This window comes from Sediminibacillus massiliensis, assembly GCF_900156915.1.
GTDB lineage: Bacteria > Bacillota > Bacilli > Bacillales > Amphibacillaceae > Sediminibacillus_A > Sediminibacillus_A massiliensis.
Map to the genome: position 1 here is coordinate 51827 of NZ_LT732535.1, position 23965 is coordinate 75791.

Annotated in this window: 19 protein-coding genes, 2 tRNA genes and 1 other annotated feature; of the genes, 19 read left to right on the plus strand and 2 right to left on the minus strand. The window is 41.4% G+C overall.

All coding sequences use genetic code 11. From position 1 onward, the window contains the following. Positions 1-774: 774 nt before the first annotated feature. The 10 genes from rph to yihA all read left to right on the plus strand — a co-directional run bounded on the left by rph (position 775) and on the right by yihA (position 10519). The gene (gene rph / locus CZ434_RS00750; RefSeq protein ID WP_077621324.1) at positions 775-1545 is read left to right on the plus strand and encodes a ribonuclease PH; all 771 of its coding nucleotides are present in this window, start codon (positions 775-777) and stop codon (positions 1543-1545) included. A gap of 2 nt (positions 1546-1547) precedes the next feature. Continuing rightward, on the plus strand, positions 1548-2141 hold the full coding sequence (locus CZ434_RS00755) for an XTP/dITP diphosphatase (protein WP_077621325.1): 594 nt from the start codon (positions 1548-1550) through the stop codon (positions 2139-2141). Positions 2142-2157: 16 nt separating this feature from the next. Beyond that, the gene (locus tag CZ434_RS00760; RefSeq protein WP_077621326.1) at positions 2158-2676 is read left to right on the plus strand and encodes a metallophosphoesterase; all 519 of its coding nucleotides are present in this window, start codon (positions 2158-2160) and stop codon (positions 2674-2676) included. A 164-nt stretch (positions 2677-2840) separates the two neighbouring features. Then, a tRNA-Gly gene (locus CZ434_RS00765) sits at positions 2841-2914 on the plus strand. Positions 2915-2933: 19 nt separating this feature from the next. Next, positions 2934-3007: transfer RNA gene (locus tag CZ434_RS00770), tRNA-Arg, on the plus strand. Positions 3008-3186: 179 nt separating this feature from the next. Further along, the gene (locus CZ434_RS00775) at positions 3187-4182 is read left to right on the plus strand and encodes a DUF3196 family protein (protein WP_179107137.1); all 996 of its coding nucleotides are present in this window, start codon (positions 3187-3189) and stop codon (positions 4180-4182) included. 175 nt (positions 4183-4357) lie between these two features. Then, complete coding sequence (gene tig / locus CZ434_RS00780; protein ID WP_077621328.1) at positions 4358-5644, plus strand: trigger factor; 1287 nt, start codon at positions 4358-4360, stop codon at positions 5642-5644. Positions 5645-6070: 426 nt separating this feature from the next. Continuing rightward, positions 6071-7351 carry an ATP-dependent protease ATP-binding subunit ClpX gene (gene clpX, locus CZ434_RS00785; protein ID WP_077621329.1) on the plus strand — a complete coding sequence of 427 codons (1281 nt, stop codon included), beginning with the start codon at positions 6071-6073 and terminating at the stop codon, positions 7349-7351. 266 nt (positions 7352-7617) lie between these two features. Then, the gene (lon, locus tag CZ434_RS00790) at positions 7618-9951 is read left to right on the plus strand and encodes an endopeptidase La (RefSeq protein WP_077621330.1); all 2334 of its coding nucleotides are present in this window, start codon (positions 7618-7620) and stop codon (positions 9949-9951) included. Further along, on the plus strand, positions 9938-10519 hold the full coding sequence (gene yihA / locus CZ434_RS00795; RefSeq protein WP_077621331.1) for a ribosome biogenesis GTP-binding protein YihA/YsxC: 582 nt from the start codon (positions 9938-9940) through the stop codon (positions 10517-10519). Before lon ends, yihA begins: the two co-directional genes overlap by 14 nt. Before the next feature lie 48 nt (positions 10520-10567). Here the strand turns inward: yihA and CZ434_RS00800 are convergent, their stop codons facing one another. Next, a complete protein-coding gene (locus tag CZ434_RS00800) occupies positions 10568-11059 on the minus strand; it encodes a LiaI-LiaF-like domain-containing protein (protein ID WP_095742878.1) in 492 nt (163 codons plus the stop codon). 303 nt (positions 11060-11362) lie between these two features. Between CZ434_RS00800 and hemA the strand changes: the two genes are divergently transcribed. From hemA to CZ434_RS00840, 8 genes are all read left to right on the plus strand, one after another. Continuing rightward, positions 11363-12730, plus strand: coding sequence for a glutamyl-tRNA reductase (hemA, locus tag CZ434_RS00805; RefSeq protein ID WP_077621333.1), 1368 nt, complete (start codon positions 11363-11365; stop codon positions 12728-12730). Positions 12731-12778: 48 nt separating this feature from the next. Further along, positions 12779-13597: a cytochrome C assembly family protein gene (locus CZ434_RS00810; RefSeq protein ID WP_077621334.1), complete on the plus strand. Its 819-nt coding sequence runs from the start codon at positions 12779-12781 to the stop codon at positions 13595-13597. A 56-nt stretch (positions 13598-13653) separates the two neighbouring features. Further along, positions 13654-14583, plus strand: a complete 930-nt coding sequence (hemC, locus tag CZ434_RS00815) for a hydroxymethylbilane synthase (protein ID WP_077621335.1) — start codon at positions 13654-13656, stop codon at positions 14581-14583. Continuing rightward, on the plus strand, positions 14583-15371 hold the full coding sequence (locus CZ434_RS00820; RefSeq protein WP_077621336.1) for a uroporphyrinogen-III synthase: 789 nt from the start codon (positions 14583-14585) through the stop codon (positions 15369-15371). The genes hemC and CZ434_RS00820 overlap by 1 nt, the downstream gene beginning before the upstream one ends. A gap of 10 nt (positions 15372-15381) precedes the next feature. Beyond that, the gene (hemB, locus tag CZ434_RS00825; protein ID WP_077621337.1) at positions 15382-16359 is read left to right on the plus strand and encodes a porphobilinogen synthase; all 978 of its coding nucleotides are present in this window, start codon (positions 15382-15384) and stop codon (positions 16357-16359) included. Between the two features lie 19 nt (positions 16360-16378). After that, on the plus strand, positions 16379-17671 hold the full coding sequence (gene hemL / locus CZ434_RS00830; protein ID WP_077625024.1) for a glutamate-1-semialdehyde 2,1-aminomutase: 1293 nt from the start codon (positions 16379-16381) through the stop codon (positions 17669-17671). A gap of 208 nt (positions 17672-17879) precedes the next feature. Then, positions 17880-18923 (plus strand): stage VI sporulation protein D, encoded by a 1044-nt coding sequence (gene spoVID, locus CZ434_RS00835; RefSeq protein WP_179107138.1) that lies wholly within the window; start codon positions 17880-17882, stop codon positions 18921-18923. A gap of 125 nt (positions 18924-19048) precedes the next feature. Then, entirely contained in the window at positions 19049-20074 is a 1026-nt protein-coding gene (locus CZ434_RS00840) for a protein kinase family protein (protein WP_077621339.1), read from the plus strand. Here the strand turns inward: CZ434_RS00840 and CZ434_RS00845 are convergent. After that, entirely contained in the window at positions 20071-20259 is a 189-nt protein-coding gene (locus tag CZ434_RS00845; protein ID WP_077625025.1) for a hypothetical protein, read from the minus strand. The two genes, CZ434_RS00840 and CZ434_RS00845, sit on opposite strands and share 4 nt — an antisense overlap. A 415-nt stretch (positions 20260-20674) precedes the next feature. Further along, positions 20675-20910: a binding site (T-box leader), on the plus strand. Positions 20911-20975: 65 nt separating this feature from the next. On the opposite strand from CZ434_RS00845, the gene CZ434_RS00850 reads away from it, so the two are divergent. After that, positions 20976-23627 carry a valine--tRNA ligase gene (locus tag CZ434_RS00850; RefSeq protein WP_077621340.1) on the plus strand — a complete coding sequence of 884 codons (2652 nt, stop codon included), beginning with the start codon at positions 20976-20978 and terminating at the stop codon, positions 23625-23627. The last annotated feature ends 338 nt before the right edge of the window (positions 23628-23965 follow it).

The window sequence follows — 23965 nt, forward strand, 5'->3', positions numbered from 1 at the left end:
CGATATAGTGAAAATTCATTCAAGGGGAGCTTCCTCTTGTTCTGATGAAAGTGAAGTTGATATACCCGCTGCGGCAGAACACTTCGCTTTCCATGGGCACGGCCTCAGCCAGGAAACTACTTGAATAAGCTTCCTTGCTCCCTTTGGAACTGCGATTACTCGTCCCACCGAAAACCATGGGTCGAGGTCTTTTCTACGAAGGTTAACTGGAAGACGCAGACCCATCATGCGGAGTCTTTTGGACTCGTGGGGCTGCGATTACTCGCCCCATCGAAGCCCTTTCGCTGTTCCCATAGGATAAGGAAGGCTACGACAGCATCACCTCGCAAGAAGAAAATCGATTTGTATTTTCAAGGAGTCTGCGTGTACTGCCTTCGCTATTAGGGATTTTCTGAATTTTATGTTAGACATATTATAGGACCACTTCACACTTAATCAGATATTCCATCAAAAGCGGAGGAAAAATGCGAGACTCCAGTGGGAAAGGAACAGTCTGAAGACCCCGCAGTTGGGGCCTTTCCAGCGAGGAGGCTGAAGCGTTCCCCACGGAAAGCGAGTATTTTTCCGCAGCGCTGGACTACCACTCAATCCGAAAAGAATGGCAGGAAGCCATAAAAAAGTTATGTCGCAGTTTATGGTTTATCCGTAAAAGAAGCAGTATTTAGTAAAAAGTATATAATAGTTGTTTTACCAAATATGGGAAGTATCGAACTTATATTATTAGGTCAAAATATGTTACGATTAATGAGGAATTTAAAAGGAGGACAAAAGATTATGAGAATTAATGAAAGAGAAACAAATCAACTGAGACCAATCAGCATCGAAGTGGATTATGTAAAACACCCAGAAGGCTCTGTCCTTATTTCAGTAGGTGATACCAAAGTTATATGCAATGCCAGTATTGAAGACCGTGTCCCTCCTTTTATGCGCGGCGAAGGCAAAGGGTGGATAACAGCGGAATACGCAATGCTCCCTCGAGCCACCCAGCAACGGAATATACGCGAATCCTCAAAAGGGAAAGTTTCTGGACGAACCATGGAAATCCAACGATTGATCGGCAGGTCGTTAAGGACTATCGTCGATTTGGATAAAATAGGAGAAAGAACTGTATGGGTAGATTGCGATGTCATTCAGGCAGACGGCGGTACCAGAACTGCTTCGATTACTGGAGCTTTCGTTGCTGTAGTACTTGCGTTCGGAAAATTGGTTGAAAAGAACACTTTAAAGGAACTGCCAGTCAACAATTTTCTTGCAGCAACTTCTGTAGGGGTTCTTCCAGATGGAACAGAAATCCTTGATTTGCAATATGAAGAAGACTCACAAGCGCTGGTAGATATGAATATCGTTATGACCGGAAGCGAAGAATTTGTGGAAATCCAAGGAACTGGAGAAGAAGCCACATTTTCTTATCAGCAGTTGGAAGCAATGTTGAGCTTAGCAAAAGGCGGTCTCCATACTATCTTTGATTTGCAAAGAGAAGCAATAGGAAAATGGGCAGCAGCGATAGACAAAAGATTAGAGCAACAAAATGGTAATGGAGCTTGATAATGGAAAAACTGCTTATAGCAACTAAAAATGAAGGCAAAGTGAGAGACTTTAAAGAGTTATTTTCAAAGTACGGAATGGAGATCATTTCTTTATTAGACTTGGATGAAACAATCCCTGAAATAGAAGAAACAGGAACTACTTTTGAAGAAAATGCCAGGATAAAAGCAGAAACAATAGTAGAAAGGTTTCAGCTTCCTGTTTTGGCAGATGATTCTGGGCTGGAAATAGACGCATTGGGCGGACGTCCAGGAGTTTATTCAGCCAGGTATGCAGGAGAAGCGAAGAATGATCAGGCAAACTTAGAAAAGGTACTGGAAGAGATGGAAGGAGTACCTGCAGATAACCGATCTGCAAGGTTTGTTTGCGTATTAGCTGTAGCTCGGCCTGGAGAAGCTACTTACACGGTAAGGGGTACGTGTGAAGGGTCTATTGCAACTGCTCCTGCAGGAGAAAATGGATTTGGCTATGATCCGGTATTTTATCCGAAAGGTACTGATAAGACGATGGCTCAATTGACTGCAAAGGAAAAGAATTCAATCAGCCATCGGAAAAACGCATTAGTACAATTAGAAAAATGGGTGGGGAAACTGTAAGGAAAGGGGAAAACTTATGCCAAGTGTTTTAATAATGAGTGATAGTCACGGCTTGGAAGCAGAAGTTCAAGAGATTAAACAAAGACACCGAGGAGAGGTAGACCAATTCATCCATTGTGGAGATTCTGAATTGGATGCTGATTCGGTTGAATTGTCTGATTTCATGAAAGTTGCCGGGAATTGTGATTTCGATTCCCGATTGCCGGAAGAACAGAAATTTTCAGTGGGGGATATGGAATTTCTTGTTGTACACGGACATCTTCACCAGGTTAAAACGTCCTTGATGCCATTATCCTACCGGGCTGAAGAGCTTGGCGCGCAAATTGTTTGTTTCGGACATACTCACTATGCGGGAGCAGAACGGGTGGAAAACAAATTGTTCCTCAACCCGGGCAGTATCCGTTTACCTAGAGGCCGCAAAGAAAAGACATACGCGATTTTAAAATGGACAACCAAAAGTGAGATTGATGTCGAATTTTATACTGTAGATGGAGTAAAAATCGACAACATGTCTTTTCGGACAAGTTTGAAGTGACCTGTAAGAAAGTAAGGTTGAGAGGCTCTAACTTTTCAGTTTACGAGCCTCTCCAAAAAAACAAAAAAACTTTTATTAAACTGTTGACTTAATCGTTTAATGATATTATAATAAATCTTGTCCGTTACAAAAGAACGGAAAACAAACACTCTACATAATGACGTGCGGGTGTAGTTTAGTGGTAAAACCTCAGCCTTCCAAGCTGATGTCGAGGGTTCGATTCCCTTCACCCGCTCCATTACATAATTCCATATCATGTCCCAGTAGCTCAGCTGGATAGAGCAACAGCCTTCTAAGCTGTGGGTCACAGGTTCGAATCCTGTCTGGGACGCTATAAGAAAAAAGGGTTCAACACTTGTTTGTTGAACCTTTTTTGTTATTGAAACAACTCTGCACCGGATAAATAATTGAACGAAGTTGATTTTTTCTTGGTATTTTTGTTATTAACTGCAATAATAGGGTAAACCTAAAATATTGCGGAAATAAAAAGTAAAATGAGGAAGGATGCGAATGAGTAGAGAAAACGACAATGTAATCCTGTTCCCTAAATGGAAAGATGCCCTAGAGGAAGAAAGTCTGCAGGCATTAAAGGAAAAACGTTATGAGGATGCATTGAACAAACTGAACAAATTAATCGAGCATGATGTACACAGCCACGAAGTGTACACTGGCAAAATCATCTGCTTGATGGAGCTCGGGCACTATGAAAAAGCGGAAGAATTATGTCGGGAACTAATAGATAATGAAGATGCTTACTATTTTGAATACATACATATATATTTGACATTGTTATTTCAAATGAGTCATTATGAAGAGATTATTTCATTAACCGACCGCATATTCCAGACTAAGAAAGTGCCCGAGTCTTTGAAAGCACAACTCTGGCAATTATATGAGATGAGTAAAAAGCTTCACAGGGATGAACGGCAGGACGAAGCGGCAGGTCTTATGGATGAGCTGAAGGCAGCAGTCAATTCAGGTGATTCCGTTAAGCAATGGAGAGTTCTGGTCAAGTGCCGGGAATTGGAAGTCAAACCTTATCTCGACTACATTAAGCATTTATTGATAAATGACTCTATTGACCCTGTAGTGAAAACTGCGATCGTTCAATGGTTGCAAAAACAGGAAATTGATGAATCAATAGAGGTGGGGAAATTCGGAAATGCCCTATGCATAAACCCTTCTAAACTAAAGGACATGAACGACCATCCGGTAACTAAGCAAATTCTCGTCTTATTGAGAGAAGTGGAACAGAATAATCCATCTTTATACGAGCTGCTGGAGAAATTATTGACCAGATATATATATGTTATGTTCCCATTCACACCTGATGAGGGTAGGCTTTTGGAAATTGCCCAGGCGTTAAAGGTTATGGGGGCTGAATATTTACATATCGATGCTTCACCGTATTTAGAAAGTGAATACATAGACATAGAGGATATAAAAGCTTGTGTAGAAGAGATCCTTTCCGCTGAAAAGCACTATTTTTCGATTATAGAAGAGTAAGAGAAAGACTAGAAACGAACGCCATATACCTTGTTCCTTTCTAATTGTTGAAAGCACAACTGTTTATGTTATAATAAGGTGGTTGCAATTGCGTTCCGCCCTAGTATATATAAGTTTATACACCGAATGAACGTCAAACACGACATATGAAATCATAGATGTTGGAGGGAAAAACATGTCAGCAAAATGGGAAAAACAAGAAGGAAATCAAGGACTTCTTACAGTAGAAGTAGATGCTGAGAAGTTCGACCAAGCGCTAGACCAAGCGTTCAAAAAAGTAGTGAAGCAAGTACAGGTACCGGGCTTCCGTAAGGGGAAAATGCCAAGAGGCCTTTTTGAACAGCGTTTCGGCGTGGAATCTCTTTATCAAGACGCAGTAGATATCATTCTGCCTGAAGCATATACTAATGCGGTAGAAGAGGCAGGAATCGAGCCTGTCGATCAGCCTGAAGTAGATATCACTCAAATCGAAAAAGGTAAAAATCTTATTTTCACTGCCCAAGTTACTGTTAAGCCTGAAGTAAAACTAGGTGAATACAAAGGCTTGGAAGTAGAAGAACAAGATACTGAAGTAACAGATGAAGATGTCGATCAAGAAATCGATCAAATGCGTGAACGCCAGGCGGAATTGGTAGTCAAAGAAGAAGGAACTGTTGAAAACGGCGATACAGTAGTTATGGATTTCGAAGGTTTCGTTGATGGAGAAGCATTTGAAGGCGGACAAGCGGAAAACCATCAATTAGAAATTGGTTCCGGTTCTTTCATTCCAGGTTTTGAAGATCAATTGATCGGAAAAGAAACTGGAGCAGATACGGAAGTAGAAGTAACTTTCCCTGAAGAGTACCATGCAGAAGAACTTGCAGGAAAAGAAGCAGTATTCAAGGTGAAAATTCATGAAATCAAAGCGAAAGAATTGCCGGAACTTGACGATGAATTCGCAAAAGATGTCGATGAAGAAGTCGAATCTTTGGAAGAATTGAAAACAAAAACAAAAGAGCGCTTGAAAGAACAAAAAGAGACAGATGCCGACACTCAAAAGCGTGAATCTTTGGTACAACAAGCTTCCGATAATGCTGAGGTAGATGTTCCTGAAGCTATGGTAACTACTGAGCTTGATCGTATGGTAAAAGAGTTTGAACAGCGTCTGCAAATGCAAGGCATGACAATGGATATGTATTATCAGTTCTCCGGAACAGATGAAAATGCGTTGAAAGAGCAAATGAAAGAAGATGCTGAAAAACGAGTCAAAACAAACTTGACTCTTGAAGCGATTGCTGTTCAGGAAGAATTGGAAGTAACAGACGAAGACGTAGACAAAGAGCTTGAATCTATGGCATCAATGTACCAAACAGATGTCGACCAATTAAGACAAATGCTTGGCGGCAACACAGATGCGCTTAAAGAAGACTTGAAATTCAAAAAAGCGATTGACTTTTTAGCTGAAAACAGCAAAACTAAATAAAAATCCTGAAAACAAGGTGCGAATAAATCGTACCTTGTTTTCTCTATCAAAAGATTTTACAATGAAAAGAAGAACGTTATATTCATAAGGAATACATAATTATTTAGTATAAACAGCAATATATTACACATATAATAAAACAATATTAGTTGACTTTTTCCGTTCTTTTTACATAATTAAGTGTACAACGTTTTAATCGGTTTATTGGAATCAAGAGTTTTTTCCGTGCAAACGGTTTATTGCTGTTGTTGTATGGCAAGACTTTAGGTAGACGGTTCAAAAAGCGCTGAAAGTCTTTAAAATGTTTATTACTTTTTAAAGCAGTCTTTATCTGATATGATGAGCTAAAGATAGAAATAATAACAATCGAAATACTGAATGATTTTTCATATCATTATAGATACTTAAACTCGAGGGGTGAATTTAATGTATAAATTTAATGAAGAAAAAGGCCAGTTGAAATGTTCTTTTTGCGGTAAAAGTCAAGATCAAGTCCGTAAATTAGTTGCTGGGCCTGGCGTTTATATATGTGATGAATGTATAGAATTATGTACCGAAATCGTGGAAGAAGAACTTGGTAATGAGGAAGAAGTAGAATTCAAAGAAATTCCCAAACCACAAGAAATCTGCAACATCCTAGATGATTACGTGATCGGCCAGGAAAAAGCGAAGAAAAATTTGTCGGTGGCTGTGTATAATCACTATAAACGGATTAATTCCAGTAAAAGCACGACCGATGACGTCGAGCTGTCCAAAAGTAACATTGCAATGATAGGGCCGACAGGAAGCGGTAAAACGCTTCTTGCCCAAACATTGGCAAGAATTTTGAATGTACCATTTGCGATAGCAGATGCCACTTCTTTGACAGAAGCTGGTTATGTCGGGGAAGATGTGGAGAACATTCTTCTTAAATTAATCCAGGCAGCCGATTATGATGTCGAGAAAGCAGAAAAAGGAATTATTTATATCGATGAGATCGATAAGGTTGCAAGAAAGTCAGAAAACCCGTCGATTACGCGCGATGTTTCCGGTGAAGGTGTACAACAGGCACTTCTTAAAATTTTGGAAGGAACTGTTGCCAGTGTACCGCCACAAGGTGGACGCAAGCACCCTCATCAAGAGTTCATTCAGATCGACACAACCAATGTGCTTTTCATCTGTGGAGGAGCTTTCGACGGAGTGGAGCAAATTGTAAAACGACGGTTAGGTAAAAAGGTCATCGGATTTGGTTCGGAAGATGCTAACCAGGATATGGACAAAGGAGAACTGCTTTCCAAGGTTCTTCCTGAAGACTTGCTTCGATTTGGCCTCATTCCGGAATTTATCGGCCGTTTACCGGTAATCGGAAGTTTGGAGCCATTGGACGAAGAGGCGCTTGTCGAAATACTCACTAAACCAAAAAATGCGCTGGTCAAACAGTATCAAAAATTATTCCAAATCGATGATGTTGAGTTGGAATTTGAAGAAGAGGCCTTGATTGAAATTTCCAAGAAGGCAATTGAAAGAAAGACAGGTGCCCGAGGCTTGCGTTCCATTATTGAGGGTATAATGCTTGATGTGATGTTTGAACTTCCATCAAGAGATGATATCGAGAAATGCATTATAACCAAGGACACTGTTCTTCTAGAGAATGGCCGTCCAAAATTGGTATTGAACGACGGCACCGTCAAGGACGAGAATAAAGAATCACCAAAAGAAAGTGCATAAGTAATACAATCGCTAGTTCAATAATAAAGTAAACAGACTGTTATAAATCCCTTGTTATATCTATAACAAGGGATTTATATATGGATAGGCGTTTCATCGGCTTGAACAGAAGTTTAGGAGCGGATTTACACAGGAGACCACCTAACATAACAGTTTTGATGGTTAGACATAATGGAAGCTTTTTTTTACACTAGTATAAATGCAATAGATTTGCGAAGTAATAAACGGAGAGAATTAATTCGTTAGTCAACAATGGAGGTGCCAAAATGACAGCAGAAAGCAGAATCCAAATACCCCTCCTGCCATTAAGAGGTTTGTTGGTTTTCCCTTCCATGGTATTGCACCTGGATGTCGGGCGCGAAAAGTCTGTAAATGCCCTGGAGAAAGCTATGATGGATGACCATCATATTTTTCTGGCTGCACAGAAAGAAAGCGGTATAGATGAACCGAGCAGGCAAGATATTTACCGGATAGGTACAATGGCGAAAGTGAAACAAATGTTGAAGCTGCCCAATGGTACAATCAGGGTTCTCGTGGAAGGATTGTACAGAGCAGAAATAGTCCAATTCCTCGATGATGAGGACCAGTTTGAGGTGGAGATACAGGAATTTAAAGAAGTTCATGGGGAGACGAATGAAGAAGAGGCTCTAATGCGTTCACTGCTTGGGCAATTTGAGCAGTACATAAAGGTATCTAAGAAAGTGAGCCAGGAAACCCTGTCCACTGTTACGGACATCGATGAACCTGGCAGGCTCGCAGATATAATCACTTCTCATTTATCTTTAAAGCTCAAGGATAAGCAGGAAGTACTGGAAATGGAAGTTGTCACAGAACGATTGAACCATCTAATCCAGCTCATCACAAACGAGCGTGAAGTTCTCAATCTTGAGAAGAAAATCGGTCAACGAGTAAAAAAGTCAATGGAAAAGACACAGAAAGAATATTATCTTAGAGAGCAGATGAAGGCTATCCAATCCGAGTTGGGGGACAAAGACGGAAAATCGTCCGAAATCTCTCAGTTGAAAGATCAGATCAAAGAATCCGACATGCCGGAGAGGGTCCAGGAAGTAGCTTACAAAGAGTTGGACAGATATGAGAAAATCCCTCAAAGCTCTGCTGAAAGCTCTGTCATCAGGAATTATATTGACTGGCTGATCACACTTCCATGGACAAGCAAGACAGAGGATAACCTTGATGTCAATCATGCTGAAAAAATTCTTGACGAAGATCATTATGGCTTGGAAAAAGTTAAAGAACGGGTGCTTGAATACCTGGCAGTTCAGCAGCTTACACAGACGATCAAAGGGCCGATTCTTTGTTTAGTTGGACCTCCTGGTGTAGGTAAGACTTCACTTGCACAGTCGATTGCCCGTGCAATCAACCGGAACTTTGTCCGGATTTCTCTCGGTGGTGTTAGAGACGAAGCAGAAATCAGGGGACACAGAAGGACTTATGTAGGGGCGATGCCCGGTCGAATCATCCAAGGGATGAAAAAAGCGAAAACAGTCAATCCGATATTCCTTTTAGATGAAATAGATAAAATGGCCAGCGACTTTCGCGGTGACCCTTCGTCGGCAATGCTGGAAGTTCTCGACCCAGAACAAAACAGCACTTTCAGTGACCACTTCATTGAGGAAACATACGATTTATCCAATGTGATGTTCATTGCTACTGCCAACAATTTACAATCGATTCCTGGTCCATTGCTGGACAGGATGGAACTCATCTCTATTGCAGGATATACGGAAGTGGAAAAGCTTCATATTGCAAAAGAACACTTACTGCCTAAGCAGGTCAAAGAAAATGGTTTGAGTAAGGGACAGTTGCAAATTCGGGATGAGGCGTTGGTTAAATTAATCAGAACGTACACAAGGGAAGCAGGCGTCCGCAGTTTGGAACGGCAGCTCGCTTCGATTTGCAGGAAAGCCGCCAAGTTGATTGTTTCGGAAAATAAAAAGAAAGTCGTGGTAACGGAAAAACAACTTGAGACACTCTTAGGTAAGCCGAAGTTCCGTTATGGAAGAATGGAAGAAGAGGACCAAGTTGGAGCGGCCACAGGACTGGCATACACTGCTGCGGGAGGAGACACTTTATCTATCGAAGTATCGCTATCTCCTGGAAAAGGGAAGTTGACTCTGACCGGAAAACTGGGCGATGTGATGAAAGAATCTGCACAAGCTGCTTTCAGTTATATTCGGTCTAGAGCTGAGACACTTCATATTGAACAGGATTTTCACGAGAAAAATGATATTCACATTCATGTACCGGAAGGGGCCACCCCAAAGGACGGACCTTCTGCCGGAATCACGATGGCGACCGCTCTTGTTTCAGCTTTGACCGGCCGTCCTGTCAAAAAAGAAGTCGGCATGACAGGAGAGATTACCTTGCGGGGGAGAGTACTACCTATTGGCGGGCTGAAAGAAAAATCACTTAGTGCCCACCGAGCCGGGATTTCAACTGTGATTATCCCTGCAGACAATGAGAAAGACTTAGAGGACATCCCAAAGAGTGTCAGAGAGGGCTTGACTTTTATCCCTGTCAGACATCTGGATGAGGTTCTCAAACATGCGTTAGCGGAGGAGAAGTATGAAAGTAACTGAAGCAGAAATTGTAATAAGTGCTGTATCTAAAAAGCAATATCCGGATGATCAATTGCCGGAAATAGCTTTGGCAGGAAGATCGAATGTAGGCAAATCTTCCTTTATCAATAAAATGATCAACCGAAAAAGTCTGGCACGTACATCCTCAAAACCCGGTAAAACACAGACATTGAATTTTTATAAAATAAATGAGGCTTTTTATTTTGTAGATGTACCAGGTTACGGCTATGCCAAGGTTTCCAAAAAAGAACGGGAAGCCTGGGGGAAGATGATGGAGGAGTATTTCACCCAGAGAGAGAATTTGAAAATGACCGTACTGGTAGTGGATATAAGGCATGAACCCACAGCCGATGACAGAAGAATGTATGATTTTTTAAAGTACTATGAACTCCCTGTCACTGTAGTGGCGACTAAACTAGACAAAATCCCAAAAGGTAAACGGGTAAAACATTTACAAAGGACGATAAAAACTCTGGAAGTAGAGGCAGACGATATCGTCATTCCTTTTTCTGCCGAGACAGCAGAGGGTAAGGATGACGCTTGGAAGATTCTCCAAAAATATTTATAACAAACAGCCTCCGGTTACGCTGGAGGCTGTTTTTGGATAAAATGATGTTTATTTTTTCTTATACAAGAGAAAACCACCTACAAGGATAAGAATGAGCGGCCAGAAGTTTTCCATCAAGCGCACCGCTTCATTTACCCATACATACCAACCGGGCTTACCGATAGAAAAGATGGACATTAAAGCTATAGAGATCAGCAGAAGACCGGGTAGTAGTCCTTTTTTTGTTTTCTGAAACTTGACGAGAAATGCTAAACCAATGATCAATGGATACGCGCCCCAGTGATCAATCCAGAAGCGATAATGCCTTAAACCGAAAAAGTGAAGCCCAAGACCAATTAATATGGTTCCGGGGAATAAATTTTTATAGTCCTTGGAAAAGTAACTATAGAGTAAAAACACGATACCGATAATCATCAACAAGGTGGGCCAGGAATAGAAATCAGTAAAAAAGGGAATTTTCAATTGCCTGAGTAAAAAGTAGGCCCCAATTCCGATTAAAAGGAACCCTGAGAACAAATTTTGTTTTTTCAAAACAGCCATCCTCCGTAGATTGTAATGATTATTACTTAGTATTAATTTCTTGATTAAATGTTACTTGTATGATAAAGTACAAAAGGATTAAAAATTAGCAAGGAAGAGTGAAACACCTCGTTCTTATCCTAACATATAGTTTCAGATTCTGTTCACAAATTCCGTGAAGACGATGAAACAAAAATGGTATAATGAAACTTGAATGCTTTATGGTATCAACCTTTCTTGATATTCAATCTTTGAGGGACAAACTCACCTAAAAAAAGGAAGATCCTTTGTTCCATGTGAATGATTTTGTGGGGGTAGATAGAGATGCATATATTAGTGGTCGGATTAAATTATAGAACAGCCCCTGTTGAAGTAAGGGAGAAGCTCACTTTTGAGGATCAGGATGTTGCGAAGGCAATGAAATCGCTGAATGAACAAAAAAGTGTGTTGGAAAATGTGATTATATCCACATGTAACAGGACAGAAATTTACGCAGTGGTTGACCAGCTCCATACAGGGCGATATTATATTAAGCAATTTTTGGCGAACTGGTTTGAAACAGATAAAGAGGTGTTTTCCCCTCATTTGGCAATTTATGAAGGGGATGGAGCGGTCGAGCATCTTTTTAAAGTCACCAGTGGATTAGATTCGATGGTGCTTGGAGAAACACAAATACTGGGTCAGATGAAGCAAGCTTTTCAACTAGCCCAACAATCCGGCACTACAGGTACGATATACAACCAACTGTTTAAACAAGCCATAACTCTGGCAAAACGCGGACATAATGAAACGGAAATAGGCGAGAGTGCTGTTTCTGTCAGTTATGCTGCTGTAGAGCTTGCCAAGAAAATATTTGGTGATTTACTGAACAAACATGTTGTCATACTCGGAGCCGGAAAAATGGGTGAACTTGCTGCCAAAAATTTAAAAGGCTCTGGTGTCGAGGAAGTGACCGTCGTAAATCGCACTTTGGCAAAAGCTAAAGCCCTTGCCGATAAATTTGATGGAAAGTCCGAATCGATGGAAGCACTGACAGATGTTCTTCAAGATGCAGACATACTGATCAGTTCTACAGGTGCCAAGGAATATGTCATTACGAAAGAACTCCTGGCTTCTGTCCATAAACAAAGAAAAGGGCGCCCGTTGTTCTTGGTCGATATAGCCGTGCCTAGAGATCTTGATCCGCAACTCGCGAATTTGGAAAGTGTATTCCTTTATGATATCGATGATTTGCAAGGAATCGTCGATGCAAACCTGGAAGCGAGAAGAAAAGCCTCCGAAGCGATAGAATTGATGATCGAAAAGGAAATCGTCGAATTTAAAGAGTGGTTGCAGACAATCGGGGTCGTCCCTGTAATTTCCGCTTTAAGAGAAAAAGCGTTGACTATCCAAGCAGAGACGATGAAAAGCATTGAAAGAAAGATGCCTGACTTATCGGATCGGGAAAGAAAAGTGCTGAATAAACATACTAAAAGTATCATCAATCAAATGTTGAAAGAGCCGATTCTTCAAGCGAAGGAATTGGCGGCACAGCCTGATGCAGATGAATCACTGCAAATGTTCATGCAGATTTTCGGTATACAGGAATTGGTCCAGTCCGAAGTGCAGAAACAAGATAAAAACAATGTTGTTTCCTTTGACAAAAGTGGCGGACTTACTTTTCCTGCCATGAAGAGCGTGTCGACAAACTAAACTGGGATCGTTTTGTTGTTCAGTTTAAATAGTGAAAGGATTTCCCTTATGCTAGAAATAAAGTGGCTTTACGAATTCATCCTTATTATTTATGGCGCTAGTGTGATGGGATACTTTATAGATTTTATACAATTCAACCGGAAGGCAAACCGGATAGCCTTCTGGTTGCTTAGTATGGTTTGGATATTACAAACCTTTTTTTTATTATTTCAACTTTTGACAAAAGAAAGTTTTCCAGTGCTGAATATATATGATGGATTGTATTTTTATTCGTGGATATTGGTAACATTTTCTTTACTGATCAACCGATTTTTCCGTGTTGATCTGTTGGTTTTTTTCACTAACCTATTAGGTTTTTTTATCATGCTTCTCCATATCGGAGCTACAGCCCAATTGGAGGAAACCGAGCATGGAGTGTACCTTGTCGGCGAATTATTGATAGCTCACATAAGCCTCGCCTTGTTGTCTTATGGATTCTTTACTTTATCCTTTATTATTTCTGTGATGTATTTACTTCAATATCGACTGCTAAAGGAGAAAAAGGGCTATAAATGGCTGGGCAGGTTCGGCGGGCTGAACAAACTCGACAAACTTTCATTTCATACGATTACTATCGGTGTTCCGTCATTGATGATTTCCATCATACTGGGAGTAGTCTGGGCGTACTCGTCAGGAGCCGAATTCTATTGGTATGATTTTAAAACAATTGGTTCTATAATAGTATTACTTGTTTATATGATTCATTTATTTTTGCGATTGGTCCGGGGCTATCAGGGCAGGGCGATAGCCATATTCAATTCTGCTGCCTTTTTAATTTTATTAGTGAATTTTTTTCTGTTCGGTACAATGTCAAACTTCCATTTTTGATAGTGAAATAGTCAACGAAAGCATTAAATCTTAATTCATGACAGGAGGACTAACACATGCGCAAGATGGTAATTGGATCCAGAAAGAGCAACCTGGCTTTAACCCAGACGGAATGGGTGATTGAACAGTTGAAAAAAGCCGGAGCGCCCTATGATTTCGAAATAAAGAAAATCGTGACGAAAGGGGATAAAATCCTCGATGTAACCCTATCGAAAGTAGGAGGGAAAGGGCTGTTTGTAAAGGAAATTGAACAAGCAATGTTCGATAAAGAGATTGATATGGCTGTTCATAGTATGAAAGATATGCCTGCGGAAATACCGGAGGGGCTGACGATTGCAACGATACCTGTCCGGGAAGATCATCGTGATGCATTTGTATCCAATAACAAAGTATTATTGAAGGACTTGCCTAAAGGTGCCGTCGTGGGTACAAGCAGCTTGAGGAGAGCCGCTCAGGTGCTTGCCGCCAGACCCGATTTGGAGATTAAATCGATCCGGGGCAATATCGACACGCGTTTAAGAAAGTTGGAAGAAGAAGATTATGATGCAATTGTCCTTGCAGCTGCAGGTTTGATCCGCATGGGATGGGGCGAGGAAGTTGTCACGGAGTATCTGGAACCAGAAGTTTGCGTTCCGGCAGTCGGCCAAGGTGCACTTGCGATAGAGTGCCGTGAGGACGACGCTGAATTAAGAGAACTGCTTGATAAAATCAATGACGATTATACAGCCAGGACTGTCGCTGCTGAGCGGACCTTTTTGCACTTATTGAACGGAGGTTGTCAAGTGCCGATAGGAGGCTATGCCTACTTGGAAGGAGACGACGTCATATTGACTGCCTTAGTAGCAACATCCGATGGAAAGACCGTCCTTAAAGAAGTTGTCCGCGGTGAAGATCCTGTGGCAGTCGGCGAGGAAGCAGCAGTTCGGATGAAAAAACGCGGCGCACAAGAAATAGTCGACGATGCAAGAGAGGAGCTTGACCAGTAATGGACAAGCCTCTTCTCGGTAAAAAAATTCTTGTGACACGCGGGAAACAGCAAGCAAAATTGTTTTCTGACAAGATAGAAGCGGAAGGTGCGCTGCCATTTGTTGTCCCGTTATTGAAGTTCAAAATGAGAGAATCACAAGAAAACCATGCAATATTTTCTAAACTTCACGAATTTAGTTGGATATTCTTCACGAGTGCCAATGGCGTGAAGTTTTTTTTCGAGCAATGCAAGTTTCATCATGTTACCCTTGAGGATTTAAAGTCCAAGAGATTCGCAGTAATCGGAAAAAAAACGGAACATAAGCTACATACTTACGGGTTACGGGCGGATTTCCTTCCGGATACCTTCAACGGAAGAACAATGGTTGATCAATTCCTGAATGACCACTCCGAACCAGGATCTATATTGCTGACAGTAGGGAATATCTCTAGAAATGAGATTGCCAGCGAACTTGAAAGACAGCAAGTTCTTTTCCAGAAAGCGGTTGTTTATGATACTCTATGGAATGGAGACGAGAAAGAAGAGCTGCTTGCTTATATGGAAAAAGCTGAGATTGACGCTTATACATTTACGAGTCCGTCCAGTTTGAAGTCCTTCTGCCGGATAGCTCGCGATAGACCAGAGTTGTTTCGAACGGTTAAAGAACAGGCTCTTTGTGTCTGTATAGGCCCGACAACGGGTGAAGCGGCTTGCCGTGCAGGGTTCCATCATGTACTCGTACCTGATGAGTACACGGTGGAAGGAATGATCAACAAAATGAGGAGTTATTATAAACGGAAAGGATAAGGTGGTTCTAATGGACGAATTGTCATTTAGAAGGCATCGCAGATTAAGAACTTCCAACGCAATGAGAGCGTTGGTAAGGGAAACACATTTATCGGTAAACGATTTGATTTATCCAATATTCGTAGTCGAAGGAAGCAATATTAGGAAAGAGATTTCTTCCATGCCTGGAATCCATCAAGTTTCTCTCGACAACTTGACTGAAGAAATGAAGGAACTGGTAAGTTTAGGTATAAAATCAGTATTGTTGTTCGGCATACCAAAAGAAAAAGATGAACAAGGCAGTCAAGCTTATTGTGAAACTGGTATTGTTCAAGAGGCACTGCGGAAAATAAAATCAGACGTGCCTGAGTTATTGACGATAGCGGACACTTGTCTGTGTGAATACACTTCCCATGGACACTGCGGTGTTATCCATGACGGGGACGTAGACAATGATCAGTCACTCCCATTAATCGTCGAAACTGCTGTCAGCCAGGCCAAGGCAGGAGCGGATATTATTGCCCCCTCCAATATGATGGATGGATTTGTGGCAGCGATTCGGAAAGGACTCGACCGAGCTGGATTCAAACATATACCGATCATGTCCTATGCAGTCAAATATGCTTCAGCATTTTATGGACCCTTCCGTGAAGCGGCGGAAAGTGCTCCGCAATTTGGTGATAGAAAATCTTATCAAATGGACCCGGCCAATCGTTTAGAGGCACTTCGTGAAGCAGAGTCGGATATGGAAGAGGGCGCAGACTTCCTGATCGTCAAGCCTGCTTTATCCTATATGGACATCATGAGGGAAGTCAAAGACCGTTATAATGCTCCGATGGTAGCATATAACGTAAGCGGCGAATATTCCATGGTCAAAGCGGCTGCGTTGAATGGATGGATAAATGAAAAAGAGTTGGTAATGGAAAAATTGACCTCCATGAAACGGGCAGGAGCAGATTTGATAGTCACTTATCATGCAAAAGACGTTGCCAAGTGGTTAGCTGAATAAGAAGGGAAGGGTGATTGTTGTGGCAAATTTTGATCGTTCTGTAGATGCATATAAAGAAGCGGTGGATTTGATGCCGGGTGGTGTGAACTCACCTGTTCGGGCCTTTAAATCTGTCGGAATGAATCCTTTATTCATGGAACGTGGAAAAGGGTCTAAGATATGGGATGTCGATGGAAATGAATACATCGATTATGTACTGAGCTGGGGACCGCTGATCCTCGGACATGCTGATGATCGAGTAGTAGAAAAACTTAAAGAGGTCACCGAAAGAGGAACAAGTTTCGGGGCACCTACGGAAATAGAAAACAAACTTGCACAGTTGGTTATTGACAGAGTGCCATCAATCGAAATGGTCCGAATGGTAAATTCAGGCACTGAAGCAACAATGAGTGCGTTGCGTCTTGCAAGAGGTTACACGGGCAGGGATAAGATATTGAAATTCGAAGGTAATTATCATGGCCATGGCGATTCACTGTTGATAAAGGCGGGTTCCGGTGTGGCAACCTTAGGGCTGCCTGACAGTCCCGGAGTTCCTGCTTCCATTGCTCAGAACACTATAACGGTTCCTTATAATGACGTGGAAAGCGTCCGGTACGCATTTGAAGAATTTGGTGATGACTTGGCAGCTGTAATAGTAGAACCAGTGTCAGGTAACATGGGAGTCGTTCCCCCTAAGGACAGCTTTCTTCAGGAACTCCGACAAATAACCGAACAGAACGGGACGTTATTGATTTTTGATGAAGTGATGACCGGATTCCGGGTTGGCTATCATTGTGCGCAGGGCCATTTTGGCGTGACTCCTGATTTGACCTGTCTTGGGAAAGTGATCGGTGGAGGTCTTCCAGTAGGTGCATATGGCGGCAAGCGAGAAATAATGGAAAAAGTAGCTCCGACAGGCAATATTTATCAAGCCGGTACTTTATCGGGAAACCCGCTTGCCATGACTGCTGGCTATGAAACGTTAAGTGCAATGGATGAAGAGGCATACGCTTCCATCAATCAAAAAGTGGATACGCTTATAGAGGGTTACAAGCAGGCTGCAGTTGACTTTAATATTCCTTTAAGTATTAACAGAGCCGGATCCATGGTAGGTTTCTTCTTCACCGATGAAGGCGTAATTAACTATGAGACAGCCAAGTCCTCTAATTTGGATCATTTTGCCGAGTATTACAGGGAAATGATCAATCAAGGTATTTTCTTGCCACCGTCTCAATTTGAAGGCACATTCTTATCAACTGCCCATACAGACGAGGATATTGAGAAGACGATTGAAGCAGCAAGAAAAGCATTTGCCAAGATAAACAAATACTAATCATCTGAGAAACCGGACGGTATGTACACAGTACAGCCTCCGGTTTTTTTCATATAAATCGAAGCCGGAGAATATATTGTGAAGGAATAGATTTTGTAAGTGATTTTTTCATCCAGGATTGCCACAGGCATAATTCTGCTCATGGACTCATATATCTGAAGGGAGACTATTGTTCGAGCTTTATGGATTTCGAAGGGAGGAGTATATGGTGGCTGATGAAGGTTTATCAGTTTTCACTTTCGATTTAAATGAGTCTGTCTGGTTTCAAAGAGGACAGGAAGTCGCAGAAATTATGGGTATTTCTTTAGAACCGGAAATATCCATCGAGGAATTTGAAGATTTTGTTTCCATCAGGGGAGTCATCGAGTTAAAAGGAGAATACTTTCAGGTAGGAGAACAGGACTCATCTTCTTCCGATGTACTGCCATTGGGGGAACATCCATCACAACGGTGGGTAGACAGGGTAGAAACTTATGAAGATGGTGTTAATGAATTTTTCCATACATTTCCCGTAGAGATATCGATCCCGATGTATCGGATTGAAGCCGTGGATGAGTTGATGGTTGGTATCGATTCTTTTGACTATGAGCTTCCGGAAGATTGCCAGTTGAAATTAAATGCTACACTCGCTATCCACGGAGTGAAGGAGCAAAGGAATGAAGTACTGCCAGTCGAGAACAGGGAAGAAGAATCTTCAATAGAGGAGACGGAAGAGAGAGAACATCCTGTTACGGATGACGAGTCACCGAGTGAGAGACAACCTGAGTATGAGACCTTTTCTTTCGACGTAAAAGAAAAATTGGAAGAAGAAAACAGTGTACCCGAAACCGAACACGATTTAGAGGAGCAAGAAGACAAAGACAGGTGGAAGTACAAAAAAACGCAGACATTAGCCGAATTTTTTGGTAAAACAGAAGAAACTGCAGACCAATTGGAAGAGTTAAAAGAAAGCGATGAAATTAAATCCGAACAAATAAAGGTAGAATCTGAGTATGATGAATCTCTTGATGAATCCAAAGATATCATGGAGTCTTCCAGACAGGAAGATCCAGATACAAGGTATTTGTTAAACATCTTTGAAGAGAAAGAAGAACAATTTGCAAGGATGAAGGTATGTATTGTTCAGGATAGTGATACATTGGATTCTTTGGCACAGAAATATAACGTATCACCTTTGAATATTTCCAAGCGGAACCAGTTGGAAGATGAAGAATTATCCGAGGGTCAGATATTATATATTCCTGTGAAATGACGTAAATAAATCCCTTGTCATAGAGATGGTGACAAGGGATTTATTGCGGGAAGCATATCGCAAAGATAGAGTGTAACTATTTAAAAAAGCTTCCTCTAATTCAAAAATAGCTGGAGTGAAATTCAATGGAGGATATACGATTCATATTGCAGGCTTTTCATGTAATCCCTACAGATATCGTGAGGGTGACAGATCGGCTCTATAAAATCCATACACCAACCGACACTTTTGCACTAAAACGTTCCAGACTGCACCCTCAGTCCCTTTCTAATTGGAGATCAGCTTATCAAAATGCAAATAAGTACAGATTTGACTCCATCGTCCCTGTATATTTGACAAATGATGGAGAAATCTATTTGGAATTCCAACAAGACTTCTATTATCTTTCTCCTTGGATAGAACAAGTTGCCAGTGATGAACCAAAGCATGACATCGAAGCTTTTTACCATGAAATTAGCTACATTCATCAACAAACAAAACAAGAAAGAAAGCTGCCAGACAATTTCTTGGAACAATCTGTTCTGAAAGAAAAAGAAAATGTCTTTTCCGGGCAGGCACAATTACTGGAATCAGTTGAGACATTTGAACAAAGAAGGTATATGTCACCATTTGAATTACAGGTGTGCACGCATTACAGGGATTTACTGCGTGTATACCAATCGCTTGATGAGTGGTATGAGTTGTATTTAGAGGATGAAAGCAAAAGCGATTCTGCTAATGTATGTTTATGTCATGGAAATCTACGTTCTTCGCATATTATCAATCGAAATAGCAAAGCTTATTTTGTCAACTGGGAGCATTCTTTCCATGGCAGCCCGATGCATGATTTGGCACTTTTCTATTATCAGGATTTCCAGTACCATGACAGTCTGGTAGATGAATTGATACAGTCTTTTTATGTTTACGAAAAAAGGTACCCCCTCTTGCAAAGTGAAAGAAGCCTGCTGGCAATTTACCTGTTAAACCCTCAGCCCTATTTAAATGTTGTAAACGATTATCAACAGCGAACGACGAGAAAGTCCCAGCCCTTCCAATTAAGAAGTTTGGAACAATCTTATCGGAGGCTGATGAATGGGTTGAACATGCAAGAGTTTCTTCGTGAAAGAAGAGAAGAAATAATTGAACAGGAAGAAATGGCGGAAGAGGATTAAATCCATTCCATATAGAAAGCTATGAACAACCCCACAAACACTCCAAGTAAAAAAACATCCATTGTGGTAGGGAAAAACAAGGTTCTTATCAATTGAAAAATCATGATCGGAAGTGTGGCTCTTTCTATGACCAGCAGCCAGTACCTGCACCATGGCGGCAATTTATACCGATAAAAGCGTGCCATCTGTTTCACTCCTTTGATCTTTTGGTGTATAGTATGTAATTCACACAAAAATGGGTCCATGTAATTTATATGTTCAGCCCGTTCTCCATAAAATTGCTGTAATTCATAAAAAACCATAAACTACGACGAATTCTTTTTAGCATGACTTCCTCCCATACTCTTCGGATTAGTGCTAAACCTGCGCTTTGGAAAAATACTCCCTTTTCGTGGGGAACGCTTCAGCCTCCTCGCTGGCAAAAAATGCCAACTGCGGGGTCTTCAGACTGTTCCTTTTCCACTGGAGTCTCGCATTTTTCCAAAGCTTCGTATAATATTTCTGATACCTATCATAAAGCTCAAAAGTGTCTATTATTTTAATTATTATTGACTTAACAGCACTCTTTTGGATAAAATAGCTATTATAAAAGAAAACGATAAAAATGCCGTGATGGGGAAGAGTACAAGGTTAATGCCTAAAGAGAGGGAAATCATCTGCTGAAAGATTTTCCAGGATTATTTACTTTGGAATGTCGCCCCGGATGCAGCTTCTTTGAAAATCACAGTAGGAGAAGCCGGTTTAATTAACCGTTAAATGTCTTGAGTGTACAGGTAGTATATATATACCTGTAAACAAAGGTGGTACCACGGAAGCAAAGTCTTTTCGTCCTTTTTGGATGAAAGGCTTTTTTTGTTGTACAGCCAATCACGGCAGATTGTTGTCAAAGGAGGAAACAGAGATGGAGGAAAATAACCAGGTATCCTTACCGCCTAAATATGATCCTGAAACGGTAGAAAAAGACCGCTATAAATTTTGGACTGAAGGAAAATTCTTTGAAGCGACAGGTGACAAAGACAAAGAACCTTTCACTATTGTCATTCCACCACCAAACGTAACAGGACGTCTTCATATCGGTCATGCTTGGGATACGACTTTACAGGACATTATTTCAAGGATTAAACGAATGCAGGGCTACGATGTTCTGTGGCTGCCAGGCATGGATCACGCCGGGATAGCTACCCAGTCAAAAGTAGAAGCTAAGCTGAAAGAACAAGGGCAGAGCAGGTACGATCTTGGTAGGGAAAAGTTTCTGGAAAAAGCGTGGGATTGGAAAGAAGAATTTGCTGAATTCATCCGGGAACAGTGGTCGAAACTCGGTTTAGGCCTTGATTATTCAAGAGAAAGATTCACCTTGGATGAAGGGCTTTCCGAAGCCGTAAAAGAAGTATTCGTTTCTTTGTATAACAAAGGTTTGATATATCGCGGAGAGTATATTATTAACTGGGATCCGGCTACCAAAACGGCTTTAAGTGATATCGAAGTCATTTACGAAGAGGTTCAAGGGCATTTCTATCATATGAAATACCCATTGAAAGATGGATCAGGACACATAGAAATCGCGACGACAAGGCCTGAAACGATGCTTGGCGATTCGGCGGTAGCTGTACATCCTGATGATGAAAGATATCAGCATCTGATCGGGAAAAAAGTAATCCTGCCTATTGTTAACCGTGAAATCGAAATCGTAGCAGACGATTATGTGGACATGGAGTTTGGCTCAGGTGCGGTTAAAATCACCCCTGCCCATGATCCTAATGACTTTGAGATTGGCAACAGACATAATCTCGACCGGATTCTCGTAATGAATGAAGATGGGACAATGAACGAAAAAGCAGGTAAGTATCAAGGAATGGACCGCTTTGATTGTCGGAAGCAGCTTGTCAAAGATATGCAGGAGGAAGGGATCCTCTTTAAGATTGAAGACCATATGCACTCTGTCGGGCATTCCGAGCGAAGCGGAGCTGTTGTAGAGCCATACCTGTCTACCCAGTGGTTTGTCAAGATGCAGCCGCTTGCTGATGCGGCCATCGATCTTCAAAGCAAACAGGACGAAAAAGTCAATTTTGTACCTGACCGTTTTGAGAGAACGTACTTGCACTGGATGGAAAATATCAGGGATTGGTGTATTTCCCGTCAATTGTGGTGGGGTCATCGTATCCCTGCCTGGTATCATAAAGAAACCGGCGAAATGTATGTTGGGAAGGAAGCGCCACAAGACGAAGAGAATTGGGAACAGGATACCGACGTTTTGGACACTTGGTTTTCTTCCGCTCTCTGGCCGTTTTCAACATTGCATTGGCCGGATACAGAGGCTGAAGATTTCAAAAGGTTTTTCCCGACAAGCGTTTTGGTCACAGGGTATGACATTATCTTTTTCTGGGTGGCCAGAATGATTTTCCAATCAATTGAATTCACAGACCAGCGGCCATTCAATGACGTATTGATTCATGGACTTGTCCGGGCGGCAGATGGTCGTAAAATGAGTAAATCATTAGGAAATGGCGTTGATCCGATGGATGTTATCGACAAATACGGCGCTGATTCATTAAGATATTTCTTATCTACTGGGACTACCCCGGGACAGGATCTTCGTTTCCAATGGGAGAAGGTAGAATCCACATGGAATTTTGCCAATAAAATTTGGAACGCTTCCCGATTCGCATTGATGAATATGGGAGGAATGAGTTATGAAGAAATCGATCTGACTGGAGAGAAGTCTGTTGCAGATAAATGGATTTTGACCAGATTGAACCAAACAATCGAACAAGTAACAAAGAATACCGATAAATATGAATTTGGTGAAGCCGGGAGACAGCTCTATAACTTCATCTGGGACGACTTATGTGACTGGTATATCGAAATGGCGAAACTTCCACTTTACGGGGAGGATGAAGGAGCTAAACATACCACAAGGTCAGTTTTGGCGTATGTGTTGGATCAAACCATGCGGATGCTTCATCCGTTCATGCCATTCATAACGGAAGAAATCTGGCAGCACTTGCCGCATGAGGGTGAATCAATTACGACAGCATCCTGGCCAGTGGTAAGAAGCGACTATCATGATGAAGAAGCATCTCGGGAAATGGAGCGGCTTGTAGCAATCATTCGCTCTGTGCGGAATATAAGAGCAGAAGTGGATACCCCGATGTCCAAGCAGATTAGTTTGCTTGTTCAAGCGGAAAATGAAACAATTTCCGGGCAGTTGACAGACAATCAACACTATTTGGAACGGTTCTGCAACACGAGTGAACTGACGATTTCAACAAAGGTTGATGTACCTGAGAAAGCTATGTCAGCCGTAATTACAGGGGCGGAAATATTCCTTCCACTAGAGGGTCTGATTGAAATCGATAAAGAAATAGAGCGACTAGAGAAAGAGTTGGAGAAATATAACAAAGAAGTGGAAAGAGTTCAAAAGAAACTTTCCAATGAAGGATTTGTGAAGAAAGCTCCTGAAAAAGTCGTGGAAGAAGAGAAACAAAAAGAAAAAGATTATATAGAAAAACGTTCAAAAGTCGAAGCGAGAATGAAAGAACTAAAATCGCTCTAAGAAAAAACATCTGCCAACACGGCAGATGTTTTTTTACTATATAGTTTACAAAATATTGTCGCTTTTACTCAAAATATTTAAACTGCGACATAACTGGCTTCACTGAACGTGACTTTCTACCATCCTTTTCGGATTAAGAGGTGGTCCAGCGCTGCGGAAAAACACTCGCTTTCCGTGGGGAACGCTTCAGCCTCCTCGCCGGAAAACCACCGGCTGTGGGGTCTTCAGACTGTTCCTTTCCCACTGGAGTCTCGCATTTTTCCTCCGCTTCATTCGTTTTTCTGATCAAGGGAGAAGTTGTTCTAAAGTATGTCTGACAGGAGGTATTCCTAACATCA

Coding starts and splice junctions, on each gene's coding strand:
- rph (WP_077621324.1), top strand. CDS start 775: ATGAGAATTAATGAAAGAGAAACAAATCAACTGAGACCAATCAGCATC.
- CZ434_RS00755 (WP_077621325.1), top strand. CDS start 1,548: ATGGAAAAACTGCTTATAGCAACTAAAAATGAAGGCAAAGTGAGAGAC.
- CZ434_RS00760 (WP_077621326.1), top strand. CDS start 2,158: ATGCCAAGTGTTTTAATAATGAGTGATAGTCACGGCTTGGAAGCAGAA.
- CZ434_RS00775 (WP_179107137.1), top strand. CDS start 3,187: ATGAGTAGAGAAAACGACAATGTAATCCTGTTCCCTAAATGGAAAGAT.
- tig (WP_077621328.1), top strand. CDS start 4,358: ATGTCAGCAAAATGGGAAAAACAAGAAGGAAATCAAGGACTTCTTACA.
- clpX (WP_077621329.1), top strand. CDS start 6,071: ATGTATAAATTTAATGAAGAAAAAGGCCAGTTGAAATGTTCTTTTTGC.
- lon (WP_077621330.1), top strand. CDS start 7,618: ATGACAGCAGAAAGCAGAATCCAAATACCCCTCCTGCCATTAAGAGGT.
- yihA (WP_077621331.1), top strand. CDS start 9,938: ATGAAAGTAACTGAAGCAGAAATTGTAATAAGTGCTGTATCTAAAAAG.
- CZ434_RS00800 (WP_095742878.1), bottom strand. CDS start 11,059: ATGGCTGTTTTGAAAAAACAAAATTTGTTCTCAGGGTTCCTTTTAATC.
- hemA (WP_077621333.1), top strand. CDS start 11,363: ATGCATATATTAGTGGTCGGATTAAATTATAGAACAGCCCCTGTTGAA.
- CZ434_RS00810 (WP_077621334.1), top strand. CDS start 12,779: ATGCTAGAAATAAAGTGGCTTTACGAATTCATCCTTATTATTTATGGC.
- hemC (WP_077621335.1), top strand. CDS start 13,654: ATGCGCAAGATGGTAATTGGATCCAGAAAGAGCAACCTGGCTTTAACC.
- CZ434_RS00820 (WP_077621336.1), top strand. CDS start 14,583: ATGGACAAGCCTCTTCTCGGTAAAAAAATTCTTGTGACACGCGGGAAA.
- hemB (WP_077621337.1), top strand. CDS start 15,382: ATGGACGAATTGTCATTTAGAAGGCATCGCAGATTAAGAACTTCCAAC.
- CZ434_RS00840 (WP_077621339.1), top strand. CDS start 19,049: ATGGAGGATATACGATTCATATTGCAGGCTTTTCATGTAATCCCTACA.
- CZ434_RS00845 (WP_077625025.1), bottom strand. CDS start 20,259: ATGGCACGCTTTTATCGGTATAAATTGCCGCCATGGTGCAGGTACTGG.
- CZ434_RS00850 (WP_077621340.1), top strand. CDS start 20,976: ATGGAGGAAAATAACCAGGTATCCTTACCGCCTAAATATGATCCTGAA.